Origin of the sequence: Comamonas testosteroni ATCC 11996, from assembly GCF_000241525.1 — a bacterium.
In the GTDB taxonomy this organism is placed as follows: domain Bacteria; phylum Pseudomonadota; class Gammaproteobacteria; order Burkholderiales; family Burkholderiaceae_C; genus Comamonas; species Comamonas testosteroni.
Map to the genome: position 1 here is coordinate 308993 of NZ_AHIL01000002.1, position 19505 is coordinate 328497.

18 protein-coding genes and 2 pseudogenes are annotated in these 19505 nt (G+C 59.1%); 15 read left to right on the top strand and 5 right to left on the bottom strand.

Going from position 1 to position 19505, the window contains the following annotated elements:
• Positions 1-138: 138 nt before the first annotated feature.
• The 4 genes from CTATCC11996_RS01350 (at position 139) to CTATCC11996_RS01365 (ending at position 2525) form a co-directional block, all read left to right on the top strand.
• Positions 139-831, top strand: coding sequence for a TerC family protein (locus tag CTATCC11996_RS01350; protein WP_003072171.1), 693 nt, complete (start codon positions 139-141; stop codon positions 829-831).
• 134 nt (positions 832-965) lie between these two features.
• Positions 966-1400 (top strand): MerR family transcriptional regulator, encoded by a 435-nt coding sequence (locus CTATCC11996_RS01355; RefSeq protein ID WP_003072173.1) that lies wholly within the window; start codon positions 966-968, stop codon positions 1398-1400.
• Positions 1400-1834 carry a PaaI family thioesterase gene (locus tag CTATCC11996_RS01360; RefSeq protein WP_003072177.1) on the top strand — a complete coding sequence of 145 codons (435 nt, stop codon included), beginning with the start codon at positions 1400-1402 and terminating at the stop codon, positions 1832-1834. The genes CTATCC11996_RS01355 and CTATCC11996_RS01360 overlap by 1 nt, the downstream gene beginning before the upstream one ends.
• A gap of 121 nt (positions 1835-1955) precedes the next feature.
• Positions 1956-2525, top strand: coding sequence for a dihydrofolate reductase family protein (locus CTATCC11996_RS01365; RefSeq protein ID WP_003072180.1), 570 nt, complete (start codon positions 1956-1958; stop codon positions 2523-2525).
• Here CTATCC11996_RS01365 and CTATCC11996_RS01370 read toward each other — a convergent pair.
• Positions 2522-3406, bottom strand: a complete 885-nt coding sequence (locus CTATCC11996_RS01370) for a DMT family transporter (protein ID WP_034347935.1) — start codon at positions 3404-3406, stop codon at positions 2522-2524. The genes CTATCC11996_RS01365 and CTATCC11996_RS01370 overlap by 4 nt on opposite strands.
• A gap of 230 nt (positions 3407-3636) precedes the next feature.
• Between CTATCC11996_RS01370 and pyrF the strand changes: the two genes are divergently transcribed.
• The 3 genes from pyrF to CTATCC11996_RS01385 all read left to right on the top strand — a co-directional run bounded on the left by pyrF (position 3637) and on the right by CTATCC11996_RS01385 (position 6581).
• Positions 3637-4464, top strand: coding sequence for an orotidine-5'-phosphate decarboxylase (gene pyrF / locus CTATCC11996_RS01375; protein ID WP_003072183.1), 828 nt, complete (start codon positions 3637-3639; stop codon positions 4462-4464).
• Positions 4465-4483: 19 nt separating this feature from the next.
• Complete coding sequence (locus tag CTATCC11996_RS01380; protein WP_003072185.1) at positions 4484-5392, top strand: LysR family transcriptional regulator; 909 nt, start codon at positions 4484-4486, stop codon at positions 5390-5392.
• Between the two features lie 205 nt (positions 5393-5597).
• The gene (locus CTATCC11996_RS01385) at positions 5598-6581 is read left to right on the top strand and encodes a Bug family tripartite tricarboxylate transporter substrate binding protein (protein WP_003072187.1); all 984 of its coding nucleotides are present in this window, start codon (positions 5598-5600) and stop codon (positions 6579-6581) included.
• A gap of 431 nt (positions 6582-7012) precedes the next feature.
• On the opposite strand, the gene CTATCC11996_RS01390 is transcribed toward CTATCC11996_RS01385, so the two are convergent.
• On the bottom strand, positions 7013-8185 hold the full coding sequence (locus CTATCC11996_RS01390) for an NAD(P)/FAD-dependent oxidoreductase (RefSeq protein ID WP_003072189.1): 1173 nt from the start codon (positions 8183-8185) through the stop codon (positions 7013-7015).
• Between the two features lie 54 nt (positions 8186-8239).
• Positions 8240-11308 (bottom strand): excinuclease ABC subunit UvrA, encoded by a 3069-nt coding sequence (gene uvrA, locus CTATCC11996_RS01395; protein WP_003072191.1) that lies wholly within the window; start codon positions 11306-11308, stop codon positions 8240-8242.
• Positions 11309-11534: 226 nt separating this feature from the next.
• Here uvrA and CTATCC11996_RS01400 point away from each other — a divergent pair, with 226 nt between their 5' ends.
• The 5 genes from CTATCC11996_RS01400 to CTATCC11996_RS24720 all read left to right on the top strand — a co-directional run bounded on the left by CTATCC11996_RS01400 (position 11535) and on the right by CTATCC11996_RS24720 (position 16843).
• Positions 11535-12707, top strand: coding sequence for an MFS transporter (locus CTATCC11996_RS01400; protein ID WP_003072194.1), 1173 nt, complete (start codon positions 11535-11537; stop codon positions 12705-12707).
• 271 nt (positions 12708-12978) lie between these two features.
• On the top strand, positions 12979-13527 hold the full coding sequence (gene ssb / locus CTATCC11996_RS01405) for a single-stranded DNA-binding protein (RefSeq protein WP_003072196.1): 549 nt from the start codon (positions 12979-12981) through the stop codon (positions 13525-13527).
• A 313-nt stretch (positions 13528-13840) separates the two neighbouring features.
• Entirely contained in the window at positions 13841-14560 is a 720-nt protein-coding gene (locus tag CTATCC11996_RS01410; protein ID WP_003072198.1) for an FHA domain-containing protein, read from the top strand.
• A 188-nt stretch (positions 14561-14748) separates the two neighbouring features.
• On the top strand, positions 14749-15192 hold the full coding sequence (locus CTATCC11996_RS01415; RefSeq protein ID WP_003072199.1) for a pilin: 444 nt from the start codon (positions 14749-14751) through the stop codon (positions 15190-15192).
• Between the two features lie 46 nt (positions 15193-15238).
• Entirely contained in the window at positions 15239-16843 is a 1605-nt protein-coding gene (locus CTATCC11996_RS24720) for an O-antigen ligase family protein (protein ID WP_080569820.1), read from the top strand.
• Between the two features lie 99 nt (positions 16844-16942).
• On the opposite strand, the pseudogene CTATCC11996_RS24725 reads toward CTATCC11996_RS24720, so the two are convergent.
• Positions 16943-17693, bottom strand: a pseudogene (locus tag CTATCC11996_RS24725) (IS5 family transposase).
• Positions 17694-17751: 58 nt separating this feature from the next.
• Here CTATCC11996_RS24725 and CTATCC11996_RS26030 point away from each other — a divergent pair.
• The 3 genes and pseudogenes from CTATCC11996_RS26030 to CTATCC11996_RS26040 all read left to right on the top strand — a co-directional run.
• Positions 17752-17943, top strand: a pseudogene (locus tag CTATCC11996_RS26030) (DUF1153 domain-containing protein); the annotation flags it as partial.
• A gap of 157 nt (positions 17944-18100) precedes the next feature.
• Positions 18101-18340 carry a hypothetical protein gene (locus tag CTATCC11996_RS26035; RefSeq protein ID WP_238532392.1) on the top strand — a complete coding sequence of 80 codons (240 nt, stop codon included), beginning with the start codon at positions 18101-18103 and terminating at the stop codon, positions 18338-18340.
• Entirely contained in the window at positions 18337-18762 is a 426-nt protein-coding gene (locus CTATCC11996_RS26040; RefSeq protein WP_236597890.1) for an integrase core domain-containing protein, read from the top strand. Before CTATCC11996_RS26035 ends, CTATCC11996_RS26040 begins: the two co-directional genes overlap by 4 nt.
• 180 nt (positions 18763-18942) lie before the next feature.
• Here CTATCC11996_RS26040 and moaC read toward each other — a convergent pair whose 3' ends face one another.
• Entirely contained in the window at positions 18943-19416 is a 474-nt protein-coding gene (gene moaC, locus CTATCC11996_RS01435) for a cyclic pyranopterin monophosphate synthase MoaC (RefSeq protein WP_003072208.1), read from the bottom strand.
• Positions 19417-19505 lie beyond the last annotated feature (89 nt).

Below are 19505 nucleotides of genomic sequence, written 5' to 3' on the forward strand. Positions count from 1 at the left end.
CAAAAGTTCGTGATACCGCGTTGAATTTACGCAGTATTACGAACTGGCAAGGTGGGCTTCGCGCCCTACACTGCCTCCACTCTTAAAAGAAAGCGCCGCGCAATGCGGCGCTTTCATATTCAAAACAGTGGAGTCAACATGGAAATGCTCAATAGCGCCGATTTCTGGATCGGCCTGGTGAAGATCATCTGGATCAACATCATCCTCTCCGGCGACAACGCCGTGGTCATCGCGCTGGCCGCGCGCTCCCTCCCCCCTGAACAGCAAAAGAAAGCCATCATGTTCGGCTCCGGCGCCGCCGTGGTGCTGCGTATCGTGCTGACCGTGGTCGCTGCCAAGCTGCTCGAACTCTCCTTCCTGCAAGTCGTGGGCGGCTGCCTGCTGCTGTGGATCGGCTATCAGCTGCTGACTGGCGACGAAGACGGCGAGGGCGAATCCAAGGGCCATGGCTCCATGATGACCGCCATCCGCACCATCCTGATTGCCGACTTGGTGATGAGCTTGGACAACGTGATTGCCGTGGCCGCTACCGCCCAGGGCAATATGGTGCTGCTGATCCTGGGTCTGGCCATCTCCATTCCCCTGGTGATTTTCGGCTCCACGCTGATGATCAAGCTCATGGAACGCTTCCCCGTCATCGTCACGCTGGGCGCGGCGCTGATCGGCTGGGTGGGCGGCGAGACCATCGTCAACGACAACCTGCTGCATGGCTACACCATGGCTCACCCCTGGCTGCACTATGCCGCTGCTGCAGCGGGCGCCGTGCTGGTGGTCGGACTGGGCAAGCTCATGCAGGCACGCTCTGCCAAGAAGGAAGTCGCCGCGGCCTGATTGCCCCGGAAGTCTTTCCCCAAAAAACGCACCGTGCTTTCACGGTGCGTTTTTTTGGCTGCAGCGCGGATGACAAACTGTGTGAACATGGCCTCCAACCTTCGTGTAACCCCAGGCTTGTTAGCCTTGTTGCCATGCAGATATCGGAACTTGCCAGCCTGTCGGGTGTGTCCGTGCACGCCATTCGCCACTATGAGAGTCTGGGCCTGATTGCCGCCGCCCGGCGCCCCTCCGGCTACCGCGAGTTCGATGACAGCGTGATCCGCGAGCTGCGATTCATCGCCATGTCGCGGCAATGTGGCTTCTCCCTGGCGCAGATCGCCGAAGTGCTGCCGGCCTATCGTCGCAAGACGCTGACGGCGGCCCAGATGATTGCCAGGCTTGAGGAGCGCATTGCCGAACTGGATGCGGAGATTGCCCAGCGGCGCGCACTGCGCAAGCACCTGGTTTCACATATCGCATGGTTTGGCGAGCGCGAGCCGCAGCCAGCCTCGAAGTCAGGATTTCCGCGTGTTCGTGCGCGCGGCAGTGACGAGGCCGGTTTATCCGGTCGGAGCAGGAGGAAGTGATGACACCACAGAACGAGAATTTCGCCCGTGACGTACAGGCCCTGGTGCTTTCCATGCCGGTGGCGCAAATGCTGAAGCTGCGCTTTGAGCGCATGGAGCCAGGCGAGGTCGATCTCTGCCTGCCATACCAGGAAAGCCTGAGCTTCAGACCCGGACAGTTGCAGGCAACGCCGGTCTTTGCCATCGCGGACTTCGCCGCCGTATCGGCCGCAGGGACACTGCTGCCGACCGGCTGGCGCAATGCCACGATCGACTGCAGCATCAAATACCTGGCTCCTGCCGATGGCGAGACATTGCTGGCCCGTGGCCGGGTCATCCAGACCAGCAAGCTGCTGACGGTTGCCAGGGCGGATGTGTTTTCTCGCAAGGCGGGCCGGGAGCTGCTGTGCGCCACCATGCTGGCCACGGCGCGGAACCTGGCGCCTGCACAGTAGGGGGCCTTTCGGTGCTGTAGCGCCTGAACGGCGGATGCTGGATGCTATCGAGATAGATTTTTCTCCATAGCAGGTCTGTAACCGACCGGGCCAGCGCCTTCAAGGCAAACTACAGCCCATCATGAAAACCCAGTACTACACCGCCTCCAGCCTGGACGGATTTCTCGCCACCGAAGACGACTCACTGGACTGGCTGTTTCCGTTGGGCAGCCTGACGCAGTCCAGCTATCCGGGCTTTATTGCGCAGGTCGGCGCGCTGGCCATGGGCTCATCCACCTACGAGTGGATGGTCCGCAATGCCGATGCGGTGAAGAAGGAGACCGGCGCGGCCTGGCCTTATGCGCAGCCTGCCTGGGTGTTTTCCAGCCGTCAGCTGCCGTTGATAGAGGGAGCCGATGTGCGCTTTGTCAGCGGCGATGTGCGGCCCGTGCTGGCAAGCATGAGAGCTGCAGCCGGTGACAAGAACATCTGGATCGTGGGCGGCGGTGATCTGGCGGGTCAGTTCCATGACGCGGGGCTGCTCGATGAGGTGATTGTGCAGGTTGGCTCGGCCACTCTGGGCCGTGGCAAGCCTTTGTTTCCGCGCCGCGTGCTGAGCCCTGTGCTGCAGCTGCAGTCCGTACAGCAGATGGGCGCGGGCATGGCGGAGCTACGCTACACCGTGTGCAAGACGCAGCTGCCCGCGAATTAACGGCTGTTTTTGGCAGGCCAGAGCACCGAGGCAATTGCCACCACCATCAGGCAGACAGCAGTCCAGTCCTGCCAGTGCAAGACCTCGCCCAGCCACCAGGCGCCCACAAAAACGCCCAGCACCGGAATCATCATCACGCTCAGCGTGGAGGCCACGGGCGGCAGGCTGCGAGCCAGATAGAACCACACGGCCTGGGCAAAGCCCAGCACTAGCACACCATTGAAAGCGATCGCAGCCAGAGCGCTCTGGTCGGGCACATGCCATTGCTGGCGCTCGAAAACAAAGGCCAGCAGAGTCAGCACCACGGTGGTGATGGCCACCATCCACAGCGACAGCGTCATCAGCGGCACCGGCGCCTCGGTGCGGCGCAGCAGCTGCGTGCCCCAGGCCCAGCCGGCGGCGGCGATCAGCATCAGCATCACGCCCAGGGGCTTGCTGCCCAGAGCGCCAACCTCATGCCACAGCAGCAGCAGCACGCCGGCGAAGGCCGCTCCCACGCCTGCCCAGGCGCGCGCGCCCAGCCGGTCCTTGAAGAACAGGCTGCCGAACACGGCCGAGAAGATGGGCATGGTGTAGCCCAGAATCGCCGCACGCCCGCTGGACAGTGTGGGGATGGCGATGATGATCAGGCAGTGCCAGAGCACCATATTGAACAGCGTGAGCTTGGCCAACTGGCCCCAGTAGCTGCGCGGTATGGTCAGCGGCAAGCCCCTGCCGACGACAAAGAGGGCCAGAATGGGCAGGCCTATCCACATGCTGACCATGCGAAAGCTCAGGGGCGGGAAATGCTGCACGCCGAGTTTCATCACCGGCCAGTTCAGGCCCCAGACGATGGTGAGCAAGACGAGAAGAACGAGCTGTTTGGGCGTGAACGAAGGCATGGGGGTGGATTATCTCCCCCGGAATGACTTTCTCCCCCTGTGGCGCTTCGCGCCTTCCCCCTCTCTCTACGCGCTGCGCGCTATGGGAGGGGGGCGACAGCCTCGCTGCGGGCGGCGGGGCCGCCCAGGCCCTTGCTCGCTGTCTCTCTGCTGGTGTGTGCCTGGTTTGACGCCTTGCTGCAAAACCTGTGGCAAGGCTTGGAAGGGGCGAACAATTAAAATCACGCTTTATGACTTTTATCGACATGCTGCGCGACGCGTCCACGCGCAATGACTCCATGCTGTGCGTGGGTCTGGACCCTGAACCCAGCCGTTTTCCTGGCGCCATGCAGGGCGATGCGTCCAAGATCTACGACTTCTGCGCAGCCATCGTCGATGCCACCCATGATCTGGTCAACAGCTTCAAGCCCCAGATCGCCTACTTTGCAGCCCACCGCGCCGAGGACCAGCTCGAAAAGCTGATGGAGCACATGCGCCGCGTGGCACCCCATGTGCCCGTGATTCTGGATGCCAAGCGTGGCGATATCGGCTCCACTGCCGAGCAATACGCCAAGGAAGCCTTCGAGCGCTATGGTGCCGACGCCGTGACGCTCTCGCCCTTCATGGGGTTCGATTCCATCACGCCCTATCTCAAGTACGAGGGCAAGGGAGCTTTTTTGCTGTGCCGTACCTCCAACCCCGGCGGTGACGATCTGCAGGCCCAGGTCCTGGCCGATGTGCCTGGCAACCCCCATATGTTCGAGCATGTGGCCAAGCTGGCCCAGGGCCCCTGGAACACCAACGGCCAGCTGGGCCTGGTGGTGGGTGCGACCCGTCCCAACGAGATCGAGCGCGTGCGTGCCGTGGCCCCCACCTTGCCGCTGCTGATTCCCGGCGTGGGTGCACAGGGGGGCGATGCCGTGGCAACCGTCAAGGCGGCCCGCATCGGCGGCGGACCCATCATCATCAACTCCTCGCGCGCCATTCTGTACGCAGGGCAGGGCGATGACTTTGCCAAGGCTGCACGCGAAGCCGCCATCGCTACGCGCGCCACGCTGCAGGCTGCAGCCCAGAGCTGAGCCAGGGTAGGCTCTGGCCATGCAAAGCAAATGGCTGGAAGACTTCCTGCTTCTGGCTCAGGAGCGCAGCTTCACCCGTGCGGCAGAGCTGCGCCATGTCACCCATCCGGCCTTCGGCCGGCGCATCCGTGCGCTGGAGGAATGGGCTGGAACGCCGCTGATCGAAGCAGGTGGCGGGCCGGTTCGTCTCACCCCGGCCGGCGAAGCCTTTCGCGACACCGCCGAGCAGATGGTGCGCACACTGGCCCAGTCGCATGACGAGTTGCAGGCCGTGGCCGGCCGGCAGGCCCATGTGATCACGCTGGCCACGGGGCGTACCCTGGCGCGCACCATCGTGGCCGACTGGCTGGCACGCTACGGCAGCGTGCTGCAGACAGCGCAGATGCGCATCGTTACCCGCACACTCGACGAAACCGTGCACATGCTGCAGCGCGGCGAGGTCAGTTTTGCCCTGCTCTATCACCATGCGGCCATTGCCGTGCGGCTGGATGGCCGTCAGTTCAGCTATCTGACGGTGATGAGCGACAAACTGGTGCCCGTGGCGCGTGCCGATGCCGAAGGCAAGCCCTTGTTTGCACTGGCGCAGGCTCTGCTGCCCGGTGCCAGTCCTGTGCCTTATCTGGCCTTCTCGCACAGCATGGCGCTGGGGCGACTGGCTGAAGACCACCTGGCCAGCCATCCGCTGTGGCCGCGTCTGCGCCGCTGCATCGAATGCGATTCGGCGGATGCCAATTACGAGTACGTGCTCAAGGGGCTGGGCGTGGCATGGATGCCCTGGTCCATGGTGCAGCGCGACTGCCAGGACGGTCGTCTGGCGCTGGCCGGGGACGGCAGCCTGGACGTGCATTTCGATGTGCGGCTTTATCGGCCCAAACGCCGTTTGAGCACCGCTGCGGAGCAGTTCTGGACCGATATCACTGGCCAGTAAATGAGCAGTCACTCCTTTTTTGCCTGCGGCCAGACTTGAAGCTGGAAAAACAACAGTGGGTATCGGACTCCTGGCGACATTGCTCTCTCTCGATTTGCTCAAAAACGCATTGATGTGCTGAAATGGCACGGAAATGTGCCAGATCGGCACCGAAAGGTTTTCTCCGTATTCGGACAATTGCCTCATACAGATTCGGAATAGTTTCATGCAGAACACAAACATCCTCCGCCGTACCGCCATCGCCGCGGGCCTGCTGCTGGGCGCTGCCGTGGCAGTGCCTGCCATCGCCGCCGACAACTATCCCAGCAAGGCCATCACCATGGTTGTGGGCTACCCGGCCGGCGGCAGCACCGACCTGGTCGGTCGTCTGGTGGCCGACGGCCTGGCCAAGCACCTGGGCCAGCCCGTGGTGGTGGAAAACCTGGGCGGTGCTGGTGGCGCCATCGGTGCGCAGAAGGTGGCCAAGGCCCCTGCCGACGGTTACACCATCATGGTGGGCGCCAACAATGAGCTGGCCATCGCCAGGCTCATCAACAAGGCCGTGAAGTACAACATCGGCGACTTCACTCCCATCGGTCTGGTGGGGTCCCAGCCCATGGTGCTGGTCGCATCGCATAAGGCCGGCGTGAAGAACGCGGCCGAGTTCGTGAGCCTGGTGTCCAAGAACCCCGACAAGTTCAGCTACGGCAGCTCCGGCGTGGGTACGGCGCTGCACCTGGCTGGCGAGCTGGTCAAGGAGCAGGGCAAGCTGCAGATGACCCATGTTCCGTACAAGGGCGTGGCTCCGCTGACCACCGACTTGGTGGGCAACAACATCGAGTTCGGCGTGTTCGTGCTGTCCTCGGGCCTGCCCCATATCAAGGCCGGCAAGGTCGTGGCCCTGGGTACGACCGAAGCCAAGCGCTCGGCCATCACCCCCGATATTCCTGCCCTGTCCGAACTGCCCCAGTTCAAGAACGTGGACATCAACAGCTGGTTTGCACTGATGGCCCCCAAGGGCCTGCCCGCTCCCATCGCCGCCAAGCTAAAGAAGGCGCTGGAAGAAACCATGGCTTCGCCCGAGTTTCGCAAGAAGATGGAAGAGACCGGCAATGTGGTGGCCGATCCCAAGGTGGATGCCGGCAAGTACATCAACACCGAGATTGCCAAGTACGCAAAGATTGTTCAGTTCGCGCATATCGAGAACTGATCTGACTTTGACTGGCGGCGGCCTGAGGTCGCCTCGGTTGGGAAACGGCTTGTGTCTTTGGGGCGCAGGCCGTTTTTGTTTTTGCGTTTTTTCGGTGTCGTGCTTGATTTGTTGGCAGGGGCCGGGTTTCGCCTCGGCGGGTGAACTCAAGGCAATGTGAAGAAATTGGCTTCCGACGCTTATCTAGATTGCGGTAGCAGCTATCAATTCTCAAAGAAGCTATCCGGTATTGCCCCTTGTGCCCACGCAGGTTGCCCGCAGCGTAGCGGAGGGACGTGGGCAGTAGGGGCCGGCTCTGTGCCTACTTTCTGGCACGCCAGAAAGTAGGTCGGCTGGCGGGTCGAGCCCCGCCCTCTGAGTGCCAATCAAGCAAGCCGTAATAATTGAATCAAATCGGCATCAAGCGCAGTCCTAAAAAGCGCAACCAGCTCTCAATTCTGGGGCGCCAGCTGACAACGCGCAGGCGACACCGCCCCCACATTCACCTGCTGCGCGGCCAGCGCCGCATCCAGCGTTTCCCCAAGCAGCAGATTGCGCGCCAGCAGGCTGTAGCCAGCGGCGCTCTGGATGCCATAGCCGCCTTGGGCGGCGACCCAGAAAAAGCCCGGCACGGGCGTGGGTGAGGCATCCCAGCCGATCACCAGCTCGCCATCGGCGACAAAGCTGCGCAGACCGGCCCAGGTATGCGAGGGGCGGCGGATTTCCAGCGTGGTGGCTTCCTCTATGTGATAGATGCCGGTGGCAATGTCTAACTCTTCGGGCACCACGTCGTGCGGTGCCACGGGGTCTGCATTGGCCGGCGAGCCCAGCAGCTGGCCGGCGTCGGGCTTGATGTACCAGTTTTCATCGGCGCTGATGATGGCGGGCCAGTGCGTGGCGTCCAAGCCTTCGGGGACAGGGAAGGTGAAGGCACTGCGGCGCTTGGGCGTGATGCCGATGGGAGCCGCGCCCACCATGGCGGCCACGACATCCACCCAGGCCCCGGCGGCGTTGACGATGACCTTGGCACGAAGGCTCAGTCCCTGGGGCAGGGCGATATGCCAGCAGTCGTTGACCCGGGTGATGGCCTGGACCTCGGCGTTGCACCACAGGTCGCCGCCGCGCTGGCGCAGGCCGCGGATATAGCCCTGGTGCAGACCGTGCACGTCGATGTCGCGCGCACCAGTATCGAGAAAGCCGTCCACCAGCACCTCGGTGTCGAGCACGGGAACCAGCGCCTTGAGCTGTGCGGCGCTCAGGCGCTGGGCATCCGGGGAGTGAATCTGGGCCTCGGAGTAGGCGGCATCCACCAGATCCCGCTGATCGGCCGTGCCCACATAGAGCACGCCGCGCGGCGTGAGGATGGGGGCTTCGGCAAATCCGGCCGGCGGCGCATCGTAGAAGGCGCGGCTGGCGCGGGTCAGGGCCTGTACCTGGGCAGGACCGTAATGCTCTTCAAACAGTGCGGCCGAGCGGCCGGTGGTGTGATAGCCGGGCTGGGATTCGCGCTCCAGCACCAGGACGGAAGGCGGAGTTTCGCCACCCGACTGCGCCAATTGCCAGGCGGCGGAGGCTCCGGCCATGCCCGCGCCCACGATGACGAAATCCCAGACATCTTTCTGCATTGCTTCTCTCCTCTGTGTCGCCGGTCATGGTCCTGCATGGCTGGCTGCGTTTGGTCAGTCCTGGCTTGTGGTCGATTTGGCTCTGGATTTTGCGGGAGCCTTGTCCAGATAGGGCTTGAGGTAGCGGCCCGTCACGCTGGCCGGGTTGGCTGCGATGTCTTCGGGTGTGCCCTGGGCCACGACCTGGCCACCGCCCGAGCCGCCCTCGGGGCCCATGTCGATCAGCCAGTCGGCGGTCTTGATGACGTCGAGGTTGTGCTCGATCACGACGATGGTGTTGCCCGCATCGCGCAGCTGATGCAGCACTTTCAGAAGCAGGGCGATGTCGGCAAAGTGCAGGCCCGTGGTGGGTTCGTCGAGGATGTAGAGCGTGCGGCCGGTGTCGCGCTTGGACAGTTCCTGCGCGAGTTTGACGCGCTGGGCCTCGCCGCCCGACAGCGTGGTCGCGCTCTGGCCCAGGCGGATATAGGACAGGCCCACGTCCAGCAGGGTCTGCAGCTTGCGCGCAATGCTGGGCACGTCCTTGAAGAAGGCATGAGCGTCTTCGACCGTCATCTCCAGAATCTGCGAGATGTTCCTGCCCTTCCACTGCACTTCCAGCGTCTCGCGGTTGTAGCGCTGGCCGTGGCAGAGGTCGCAGGGCACGTAGACATCGGGTAGAAAATGCATTTCCACCTTGACCACGCCGTCGCCCTGGCAGGCTTCGCAACGGCCGCCCGAGACGTTGAACGAGAAACGCCCGGGGCCGTAGCCGCGCTCCTTGGCGGTATTGGTTTCTGCCATCAGCTCGCGGATCGGCGTGAACAGGCCGGTATAGGTTGCCGGGTTGCTGCGCGGCGTGCGGCCGATGGGTGACTGGTCGACGTTGATGACCTTGTCGAAATAGTCGATGCCAGCGATATCGTCATGCGCCGCCGGCTCGGTGCCTGCGCGGTGTATCTGGCGTGCCGCTTCGGCATACAGCGTGTCGTTGACCAGGGTGGACTTGCCCGAGCCGGAGACGCCGGTCACGCAGGTGAACAGGCCGACGGGGAAGTCCACCGTCACATTCCTGAGGTTGTGGCCGCGCGCGCCTTGCACGGTCAGCGCCTGAAGGTCGGTGCGCGCCTTGCTCGCAGATTCCCGCTTCTTGGCGGCAGTAACGGGAAAGCGCGATGTGCTCTGGGCGGCCTCGGCTTCACTTTCCTTGCGCAGCACGGGCAGCCAGGCGGTGCGCTGCCTGGGCACGGGGATGCTTTGCACGCCGCTCAGGTAGCGGCCTGTGGGCGAATCGGGGCTGGCCTTGATGTCTTCGTAGCTGCCCTGGGCCATGATGCGACCGCCATGCACGCCGGCGCCCGGGCCCATGTCGATGATCTGGTCGGCTGCGCGCATCATGTCTTCGTCATGCTCGACCACGATCACGCTGTTGCCGATATCGCGCAGATGCTCGAGTGTCGCAATCAGCTTGTCGTTGTCGCGCTGGTGCAGCCCGATGGAGGGCTCGTCCAGCACATACATCACGCCCGTCAGGCCCGAGCCGATCTGGGACGCCAGGCGAATGCGCTGGGCTTCGCCACCCGAGAGCGTGTCGGCGCTGCGGTCCAGGCTCAGGTAGGACAGGCCTACATCGTTGAGGAAGAGCAGGCGCGAGGCGATCTCGCGCACGATCTTGTCCGCAATCTCGGCCTTGGCTCCGGCCATGCTCAGCTGCTTGAACCAGCCCAGTGCATCGGCCAGCGTGGCATGGCTGACTTCATAGATGGAGCGGGCCTGCTCGCCATCGCCCACGCGTACAAAGCGTGCTTCTCGGCGCAGGCGCGTGCCTTCACATTCGGGGCATTTGCGAACGCTGCGCAGCTTGGCCAGGTCGTCGCGTACCACCTGGGATTCGGTCTCGCGAAAGCGGCGCTGAATGTTGGGGATGATGCCCTCGAACGGGTGCGACTTGATGAAGGCTTCGCCCTTGCGTTCGCCGCTCTCGAAAACATAGTTGAATTCCATGGACTCGTCGCCCGAGCCAAAGAGAATCACGTTGCGTACTTTCTCGGGCAGTTCCTCGAATGCCGTCTCGGTGCTCACGCCATAGTGTTTGGCCACGCTCTCCAGCATGGAGAAGTAGTAGTTGTTGCGCTTGTCCCAGCCCTTGATGGCGCCGCTGGCCAGACTCAGCGACGGGAAGGGCACGACGCGGTCGGGGTCGAAGGCTTCGCTGTTGCCCAGGCCGTCGCAGGCCTGGCAGGCTCCCATGGGCGAGTTGAAGGAAAACAGGCGCGGCTCCAGCTCGGGCAGGGAGTAGTCGCAGAGCGGGCAGGCGAACTTGGCGCTGAACAGATGCTCCTTGCCGCCGTCCATCTCCAGCGCGATGACGCGGCCGCCGGCATCGGCACCGCCGGCGCGCAAGGCTGCCTCGAAGCTTTCTGCCAGGCGCTGCTTGATATCTTCGCGCACCTTGACGCGGTCTATCACCACGTCGATGTTGTGGCGCTCGTTCTTCTCCAGCTTGGGCAGGGACTGGGCGTCATAGATCTGCCCGTCGACGCGAAAGCGCACATAGCCCTGGGCCTGCAGCTGCACGAAAAGCTCGGCGAACTCGCCCTTTTTCTCGCGCGCCAGGGGGCCGAGGATCATCAGCTTGGTGTCTTCGGGCAGCTGCAGCACGCTGTCCACCATCTGGCTGATGGTCTGGGCCTGCAGCGGCAGATTGTGGTCGGGGCAGAACGGTGTACCGGCACGGGCGTAGAGCAGGCGCAGATAGTCGTTGATCTCGGTCACTGTGCCCACGGTGGAGCGCGGGTTGTGGCTGGTGGCCTTTTGCTCGATGGAAATGGCAGGCGACAGGCCCTCGATCAGATCAACGTCGGGTTTGTCCAGGCGGCCCAGAAACTGGCGTGCATAGGCCGAGAGGCTCTCCACATAACGACGCTGGCCTTCGGCGTACAAGGTATCGAAGGCCAGGCTGGACTTGCCCGAGCCCGAAAGGCCGGTGATCACCACCAGCTGGTTGCGGGGAATGTCCAGGTCGATGTTCTTGAGGTTGTGCGTGCGTGCACCGCGAATGGCGATGCGTGTCTGCGCCAGAGAACGGCCCAGATAGAGGCTGTCATCGTGGACTTCAGAGGGCGAATCAGGCTTCAGGGACACGGGCGCTCCAGACGGGGAAAACTCTCCATGATAGTCAGACGGGCTTGTGCGTGACTAGATGATCCAGGTTCACGGACAATCTACGGTTTTATTTCCTCTCTTTTGCCCGGCAGTGATTTAGTTAACCTGGGCATAAGACTTTGACTCTTGGCAAAATCTGAGCGTGAAAAAAATCATTACCTCCCCCAGCGCGGGCACGCAGGGCACGGACAAATCCTCCACCACCATGACCTCCCAGGAACGCCGCTCCAGCGGCGCCCTGGCGCTGATCTTTGCGCTGCGCATGCTGGGCCTGTTCCTGGTGCTGCCCGTCTTCATGCTGGAGGCACGCAAATACCCGGGCGGTGACGACCCGGCCATGATCGGCCTGGCCATGGGTCTGTATGGCCTGACCCAGGCCCTGTTCCAGCTGCCCATCGGCCTGGCTTCCGACCGTATCGGCCGCAAGCGTGTCATCGTCGCCGGCCTGCTGGTGTTTGCGGCGGGCAGCCTGATTGCGGCCATGGCCGATTCGCTGACCGGTCTGATGGCCGGACGTGCCATTCAGGGCGCAGGCGCCGTGTCTGCCGCGGTCACGGCCTTGCTGGCCGATCTGACGCGCGATGGCGTGCGTACCAAGGCCATGGCCCTGGTGGGCGGCAGCATTGGGCTGATGTTTGCGCTGGCGCTGGTGCTGGCGCCGCTGCTCAACGCCTGGATCGGGCTGTCCGGCATCTTCGGCCTGACCTGCGCGCTGGCGCTGGCCGGCATTGCCGTGGTGCTGTGGGTGGTGCCGCCCGAGCCCAGGCAGCATGCCGATGCGCCCAAGGGCCGGTTCAGCGAGCTGCTGGGCCAGTCCGATCTGCTGCGCCTGAATTTTGGCGTCTTCATTCTGCATACCGTGCAGATGTCCATGTGGGTGGCCGTGCCGGCCATGCTGGTGCAGGCCGGTCTGGCCAAGGAGCAGCACTGGCATATCTATCTGCCGGCCGTGCTGCTGTCCTTTGTGGCCATGGGCCTGCTGTTCTCCATGGAGCGCAAGGGCAGGCTGCGCACAGCCTTGCTGGGGGCCATCGGTCTGGTACTGGTCGTGCAGATCGGTCTGGGCATGTTGGCCGCCAGCGGCACTATTCCTACGGTCTGGTGCATGGCGCTGCTGATGTTTCTGTTTTTCTGCGGCTTCAATGCTCTTGAGGCCACCCAGCCAAGTCTGGTCTCGCGCATGGCGCCGGCGCCGCTGCGCGGTGCGGCCTTGGGGGCCTATAACACGCTGCAGTCACTGGGGCTGTTTGCCGGCGGCGCTGTCGGTGGTGCAGTCGCCAAATTTGCGGGCGTGCCGGGCTTGTTCATCATGACGGCTGTGCTGGTTGCCCTGTGGCTGGTCGTGACCTGGCCGCTGCGCCCTGTGGGGCGCCACTGACTTAGACCAACACCCTCTGAGGCGCTGTGCGCCTAGGCGGCCCCGCCTTCCCCCTCTCTGCTCGCGGAGGGGGATGCAGCCCTCGCAGCGGGGCTGCCCTTGCTCGGCTGTTCGTGTGCAGTGGCCCCTTTCCTGCTGGGGCACCATGTATCGCCGTGATGGGATATAGGGCAATCCCGTGCTCTTCATGGCTGGCTTGGGGCAGAATACGAGGCTCATTGGTTCGGGACCTTTCTTGACTACCCGGGCCACTTTTTGAAAAGGTATCTCTATGGCATCCGTCAACAAAGTCATCATCGTCGGCAATCTGGGTCGTGACCCTGAAATGCGCACCTTCCCCAGCGGCGATCAGGTGGCCAATGTGACCATCGCCACCACAGACCGCTGGCGCGACAAGAACACCGGCGAGAACCGCGAAGCCACCGAATGGCACCGCGTGGTCTTCAACGGCAAACTGGCCGAAATCGTGGGTCAGTACCTGCGCAAGGGCAGCCAGGTCTATGTGGAAGGCAGCCTGCGCACCCGCAAGTGGACCGACCAGGCCTCCGGCCAGGAACGCTACGCCACCGAAATCCGTGCTGACGCCATGCAGATGCTGGGCAGCCGCCAGGGTGGTGGCCAGCAGCAAGGCGGCTATGGCAGCGATGATGGCTATGGCGAAAGCAGCTACGAAGCACCCCGCCGTCAGGCTCCCGCTCCGATGCAGCAGCGCCCCGCACCGGCACCCATGCAGCAGCGTTCTGCTCCTGCACCCATGGCTCCTCCTCCCCAGCGCGCAGCTTCGGGGTTTGACGACATGGATGACGACATCCCGTTCTAAATCACGGACAGGTGGCTGCCGCCACTTTGCAAAGATTTGCAAAAAGCCCGCGCTCCAATCAGCGTGGGTTTTTTTATGTGGCGACTCGATAGATTGCCGAAGTGCTTCCCAAGATGTTGCAGGTGAATGGCAGCCAGGTTGAAAATTTCAATCGGTTAGCTGGCTTCATCGAATTAGTGAAATAAGATGCTGCATGCGAGCGCGTTTCATCCAGTTACGATTGATGATCGAGCGCTGAATCACACACTCAAGTGGGAGTGGTCCTAGCCAGTGCAGCCAAGCAGGACTTGGCGTTTCCTCAGGAGCTTCGAGCATGCCGACTTTGGTCATCTCAATCGACGGCGCAGTCATCAAGGAAGTACAGCTCACCAAGGAGCGCACGACTTTGGGTCGTCGTCCTTACAACGACATCGTGATCGAGAATCTGGCGGTCAGCGGCGAGCATGCCGTGCTCACCATCTCTGGCGGCAAGGTCAGCATTGAAGACCTGCGCAGCACCAACGGCACCTATGTCAACGGTCGTGCCATCCAGAAGCAGGGCCTACTCAACGGCGACCTGCTGGACATTGGCCGCTATAAGATCCGCTTTCTCGATGCCGTGATTGCCGATTCGAGTGCCCCGTCGTCTGCCCAGAGCAGCAAAAAGGCGTTGGCGCATATTTCCGAAGAGGCAGACAGCGGCTACGCCAAGCTTGCCAGCCCCTCCGGGTTTGGTGAAATCTCCAGCTTCAGCTCCACCATCCAGGGCTCGCTCGCCGCGCTGCCTGAGCGCCACGCCGTGATCCGCATGCTCACCGGCAGCCTGGCCGGCAGGGAAATACCTCTTTTCAAGGTCGTCACCACTCTGGGCAAGCCTGGTGTAGCCATCGCCTCCATCACCCAAAAACCTCATGGCTTTGTGCTCACCCAACTGGAGGGCGCAAGCGAAGACCTCAAGCTCAATGGTCAGGTCGTGGGCCCTCTGTCTGTGCCGCTGCTCAATGGTGACACGGTGGACCTGGCGGGCAGCACCATGCGCTTTGTCGTGGAGTGACAGACCGGCTTGACGGGTGTTAGGCGTCTGACAAATTTGTCACCGCTTGCGATTGGATCGCCAAAATTGTTACTCAAACTCGCGTTCGTGTTGCCAAACGTGTCGTCTGTTGCAGGCTCTGCCTCTGTCAAATTGTTGGCATGCAGCTTGCTTGATACCTTAGGTCTCATCCAACTAGGGAGTTTGAAATGAAGCGTTCCATTCAAAAGGGTTTCACCCTGATCGAACTGATGATCGTTGTCGCGATCATCGGTATTCTGGCTGCTGTGGCTCTGCCTGCTTATCAGGATTACACGGCCCGTGCACAGGTGTCGGAAGCATTTAGCTTGGCTAGTGGTCAGAAAGCTGCTGTTTCCGAATATTATTCAAATAATGGCGTGATGCCAACCTCAAATGCATCTGCTGGAATAGCAACAAACACCGATATTAAAGGTAAGTATGTCGCTCAAGTTGATGTCGGTACCAGTGGTATTATTACAGCGACAATGCAATCTACAGGGGTAGCCAAAGGCCTGGAATCTAAAAAATTGGGACTTGTTCCAGTTGTTAACAATGGGTCTTTGGATTGGAAGTGTAACGACACTACACAGACTACGATTGTGACGAAGCATCTTCCAGCTGCTTGCCGCTAATAAACACTAGCCCATAAAAGAGTGCGTAAGCACTCTTTTTTTGTTTATGAAATATTTACAGGTTGCAATAAAAACTTTTTTTGTTATTTTTTTATTGGGTGCTTTTTTATTGCCCGGTAAATACTCTTTTTGGCCTGAATTTCATCAGTCTGCCTCTGCGATATGCGTGGCAATTATTTCCTCAATTGCACTTATCTTCTATAAAAGGATAGCGATAAATCATTTTTCAATAATTTTATTTTTCTTCTGTATAGCTATTGTTTTTGATCTTTTCCTTGAAAGAAATTATTTCTTTGCATTTAATTTTTATGGGTTGCTTTATTTATTGGCTGCTATTTTTTTAAGTATATATTGTATTAATAATGAAGATGATAGCTTATATTATATTTTTTCTGTATCTCTGATATTTATTTCTCTTGTGTCTTTTTTGCTCCAGATTTATCAAATAACTGGATGGTGGGTTGATTATCAGTTGATCATAAATTACTTGGATGAAAATGATAATAGAGCGTATGCGAATATAGGGCAGCCTAATTTACTCGGAACTTTGTATGTTGTTTCTATTATAGTTTCATTGGTGAATTTTTCTCAAAAAAAAATTAATGGAAAAATACTTTCGTTATTGATTTTTATATTTTCTCTTGGGGTGTATCTGACGGCCTCTCGAGTGGCCATGCTCTCATTGTTTCTGGTGTCCATATTTTTATTAGGACAAGAAAAATTTAGAGCTAATCCTATTAGTGTAGCGCTTCCATCTGCTTTGATAATTATCTTTTTTTCAAAATTTTCTATTCCTTTTTTGTTTTCTTTGGAGGAAAGATCACTAATTTCATCAAATTTTTCAAATGGGCGCTTTGAAATATGGAGGATGGCATTAAGCCAAGTGGGAAAAAATTTGAGTACAGGCTACGGATTCAATAGATTTGGATTGGCTAGTTTTTATAACTTGGACACATTCCCATATTTGGAAAATACGTTCGTCACTCAATCGCATAATTTATTTATTGATTTATTTATATGGTTTGGTATTCCTATTGGAATTATTCTGTCGGTGGCGATTTTTATTTTTATTTTTATATTTGTCAAAGAGAATTTTTCATTCAAAGATAGAAATTTCTTGTATATTGCATCATTTCCGGTTCTTATACACGCCATTTTTGAATATCCGCTTTATTATCAGAACTTCCTTTCTATTTTTGCAATTATTATTGGGTTGTCAAAAAAAAATAAAGTATTCTATATCAATCCGAATTTGATTCGAATTCTGACACTGATTTTTTGGTCTTTTTCTCTTCAGGCTTTTTATGAGATGAAGACATTGGAGGTTTCTCTTTTAGAACAAAAGTTATACGCCAATAGAATATATAAATCAAAAAATCAGGAGCCGAGATACATCATGTATGCAGACTTAATTAAAGAGCATATTGAATTAATGGCTTTTAGGGAAGATGCTGATATAAATGAGGACGTAATTAAAAGGATGGAAAATTTCTCATCGTATTATATTGTCCCTAAATATATATATTTTATAACAAAATTTTATAAAGAAAAAAATAATTATGAGATGTTTGAGTTATGGAGAAAGAGGGGAAGAATATTTCTTCCAAAAGAATATTCAAATTATTATAATAATTTAAAATTTAATCAATGAAGGTATCGAATAGTTCACATTAATTTTTATTGTTATTCTTATAAATTCTTGCGCTAAGGAGATTGCATAGATAAAATGCGTTATCCAGTTTTAGACGGGCTAACACCACCTATCCACGAAGCGTGCGCAGATGATCGCAGCTTGCCAAAGCCTGCAAACCAGCTGTGCGTCCTCTCCACCACCCAGCGGTGCTTGCCTAGCCGCTGGCTGCTATCAACGCCTCGTCTGGCAATCCGGCCGATGATGCCCCGCTGCCTCAGGTGGGTTCGGCATCGCTTGAAGTCGTAGCCTTTGTCGGCGTGCAGCTTGGCTGGTCTTTTACGGGGACGCCCTGACAAGCCTGCAATCGCAGGAATCGCGTCCACGCACCTCTCGAACATCTTAGAGTCGTGCCGGTTCGCGCCGCTGACCAAGATCACCAGCGGGATGCCTCTGGCATCTACGACGATGTGTCGTTTGGAGCCGAGCTTGCCTCTGTCCGTGGGGTTGGGGCCCGTTTCCTGGCCCCCCGGGGGCTTGGTACCGAGGAGCTATCGATGCTGGCCCGGCTCCAATCGATCTGGTCGTGTTCACGCAAGCGCATCAGCATGGCCTGGTGCAACTGCTTCCAGATACCAGCGGCATTCCAGTCTCGCAGGCGCCGCCAGCAAGTCATGCCGCTGCCGTACCCAAGAGATTGGGGAAGGTCCTCCCATGGAATGCCTGTTTGCAGCACGAACAGGATGCCGTTGAGGGCGGCTTCGTCGCTGACCGCGAGCTTGCGCGCACCGCCCTTGGCAGAAGGCACGAAGGCTGGGATCAGGGGTTGTAGCTGTCGCCACAGTTCTTTGCTAACGGGTCGTCTTGCCATGAGGGCCGCAAGCATAACTGCTCTGCGAGGGGCTATGACGAAGTGATGTTAGCCAGTCTTAGCGCCCTCGGAGATCGAGAGCTGGGTGAAGGACGGCCGTAAAGGGGTGGAGAATGCCCTGAGCCAACCCGCAGGACTTGCGCGAGCAGTATGAGCGCCAGCTGAAGGAACTCCAGGAGGCCTACGGCGAAGCGATGCTGGAGCTGCGCGCAAGAAAAAATTGCAGTCCCTGCTGCGCAAGGACGAGAAGTTATCGAGACGATCCGCCAGGGACTGCAGGCCGATGGCATTACCGTCTCGATCTCCAAGCTGTGTCGCTGGTTTGATGTGCCCAGGCGCACCGTGTACTACCGCCCAGTCAAGACTGCGCTAAGTTGCAGGATCGATTGGAGGCACTGATCAAGGCCATGATCGAGGAGAACTCATCCTTCGGCTATCGAACGGTGGCGCATCTGCTGGGGTTCAACAAGAACACGATGCAGCGCATCTTCCAGATAAAAGGCTGGCAGGTGCAAAAGCGCCCGGTAGGCTCCAGGCCCAGGATCCAATCAATGCCCTCGGTGGCCAAGACGCCGAATGAACGCTGGGCCACCGACATGTGCCGGGTCTGGGTCGGAGGTGATGGCTGGACCACGATGGCCCGGTGATCGATTGCCACAGCCGGGAACTGCTGGACTGGCACCTGTCGCGCAGCGGGAGATCCAAGACGGCGGAGTCAGCACTGGAGCAGGCGCTGATTGCACAGTTCGGGACACTCGGGCGTGTGCCAGCGCCGTTCCTACTGCGCTCGGACAATGGGCTGGTCTTCACCAGCCGCAGCTTCACGGCCCTGGTCAGAGGCTATGGCCTGCGTCAGGAACTCATCACGCCGCACAGCCCCGAGCAGAATGGCTTGGTCGAGCGGGTGATTCGTATGCTCAAGGAGCAATGCGTGCATCGGCTCCGGTTCGAATGGCTGCAGCATGCCAGTCGCCTGATGGGAGACTGGAGCCACTTCTACAACCATCGGCGCCCGCACCAGGCGCTGAACATGAGAACTCCCGCTGAGGCATGTGCATTAGCGGCCTGACCTGTGCAGGCTCTGCTGGGTCAATACACCAGAAATTAGTTCGGCATGGCGGGACGAAACCCGACCTCCCTCCATCGAACAAACATAGCGCTCAAGCAGGCATTTCAAGCAAAATTGGCCTCAAACCCTTATCTTTCAAATATTGAGAGCTATCAACGAGCTACGGTACATAGCGGCCCCTTATAGCGACCAGTTCCCCGACTTCCCCCCTCGCTTCTCCAGCACCCTAACTCCCTCCATCACCATCCCCTTATCCACCGCCTTGCACATATCGTAGATCGTCAGCAATCCGACCTGTACGGCGGTCAGGGCTTCCATTTCCACTCCGGTCTGGCCTTTTAGCTCAACGGTGGCGGTGCAGAGAATGGAATTGGATTCCGGCTCCAGCTCAAACTCCACGGCGACGCGGGTCAGGGCCAGGGGGTGGCACAGCGGGATGAGGTCGCTGGTTTTTTTTGCGGCCATGATGGCGGCGATGCGGGCCACGCCCAGCACGTCGCCTTTTTTGGCCGTGCCGGCCTGCACAATGGCCAGGGTCTCGGGTTTCATGGTGATGCGGCCTTCGGCCACGGCAATGCGGTGGGTGCTGGGCTTGGCACCGACGTCCACCATATGGGCCTGGCCTTGGGCGTCGAAGTGGGTAAGAGAGGACATGGCGGGTCTTTCCGGCGGCAGATGGGTTCGGCTCTGCGGCTCAATCAAGGTTGAGTGGGTGGTGGAGGGCGGCTATACCTGGGCATCAC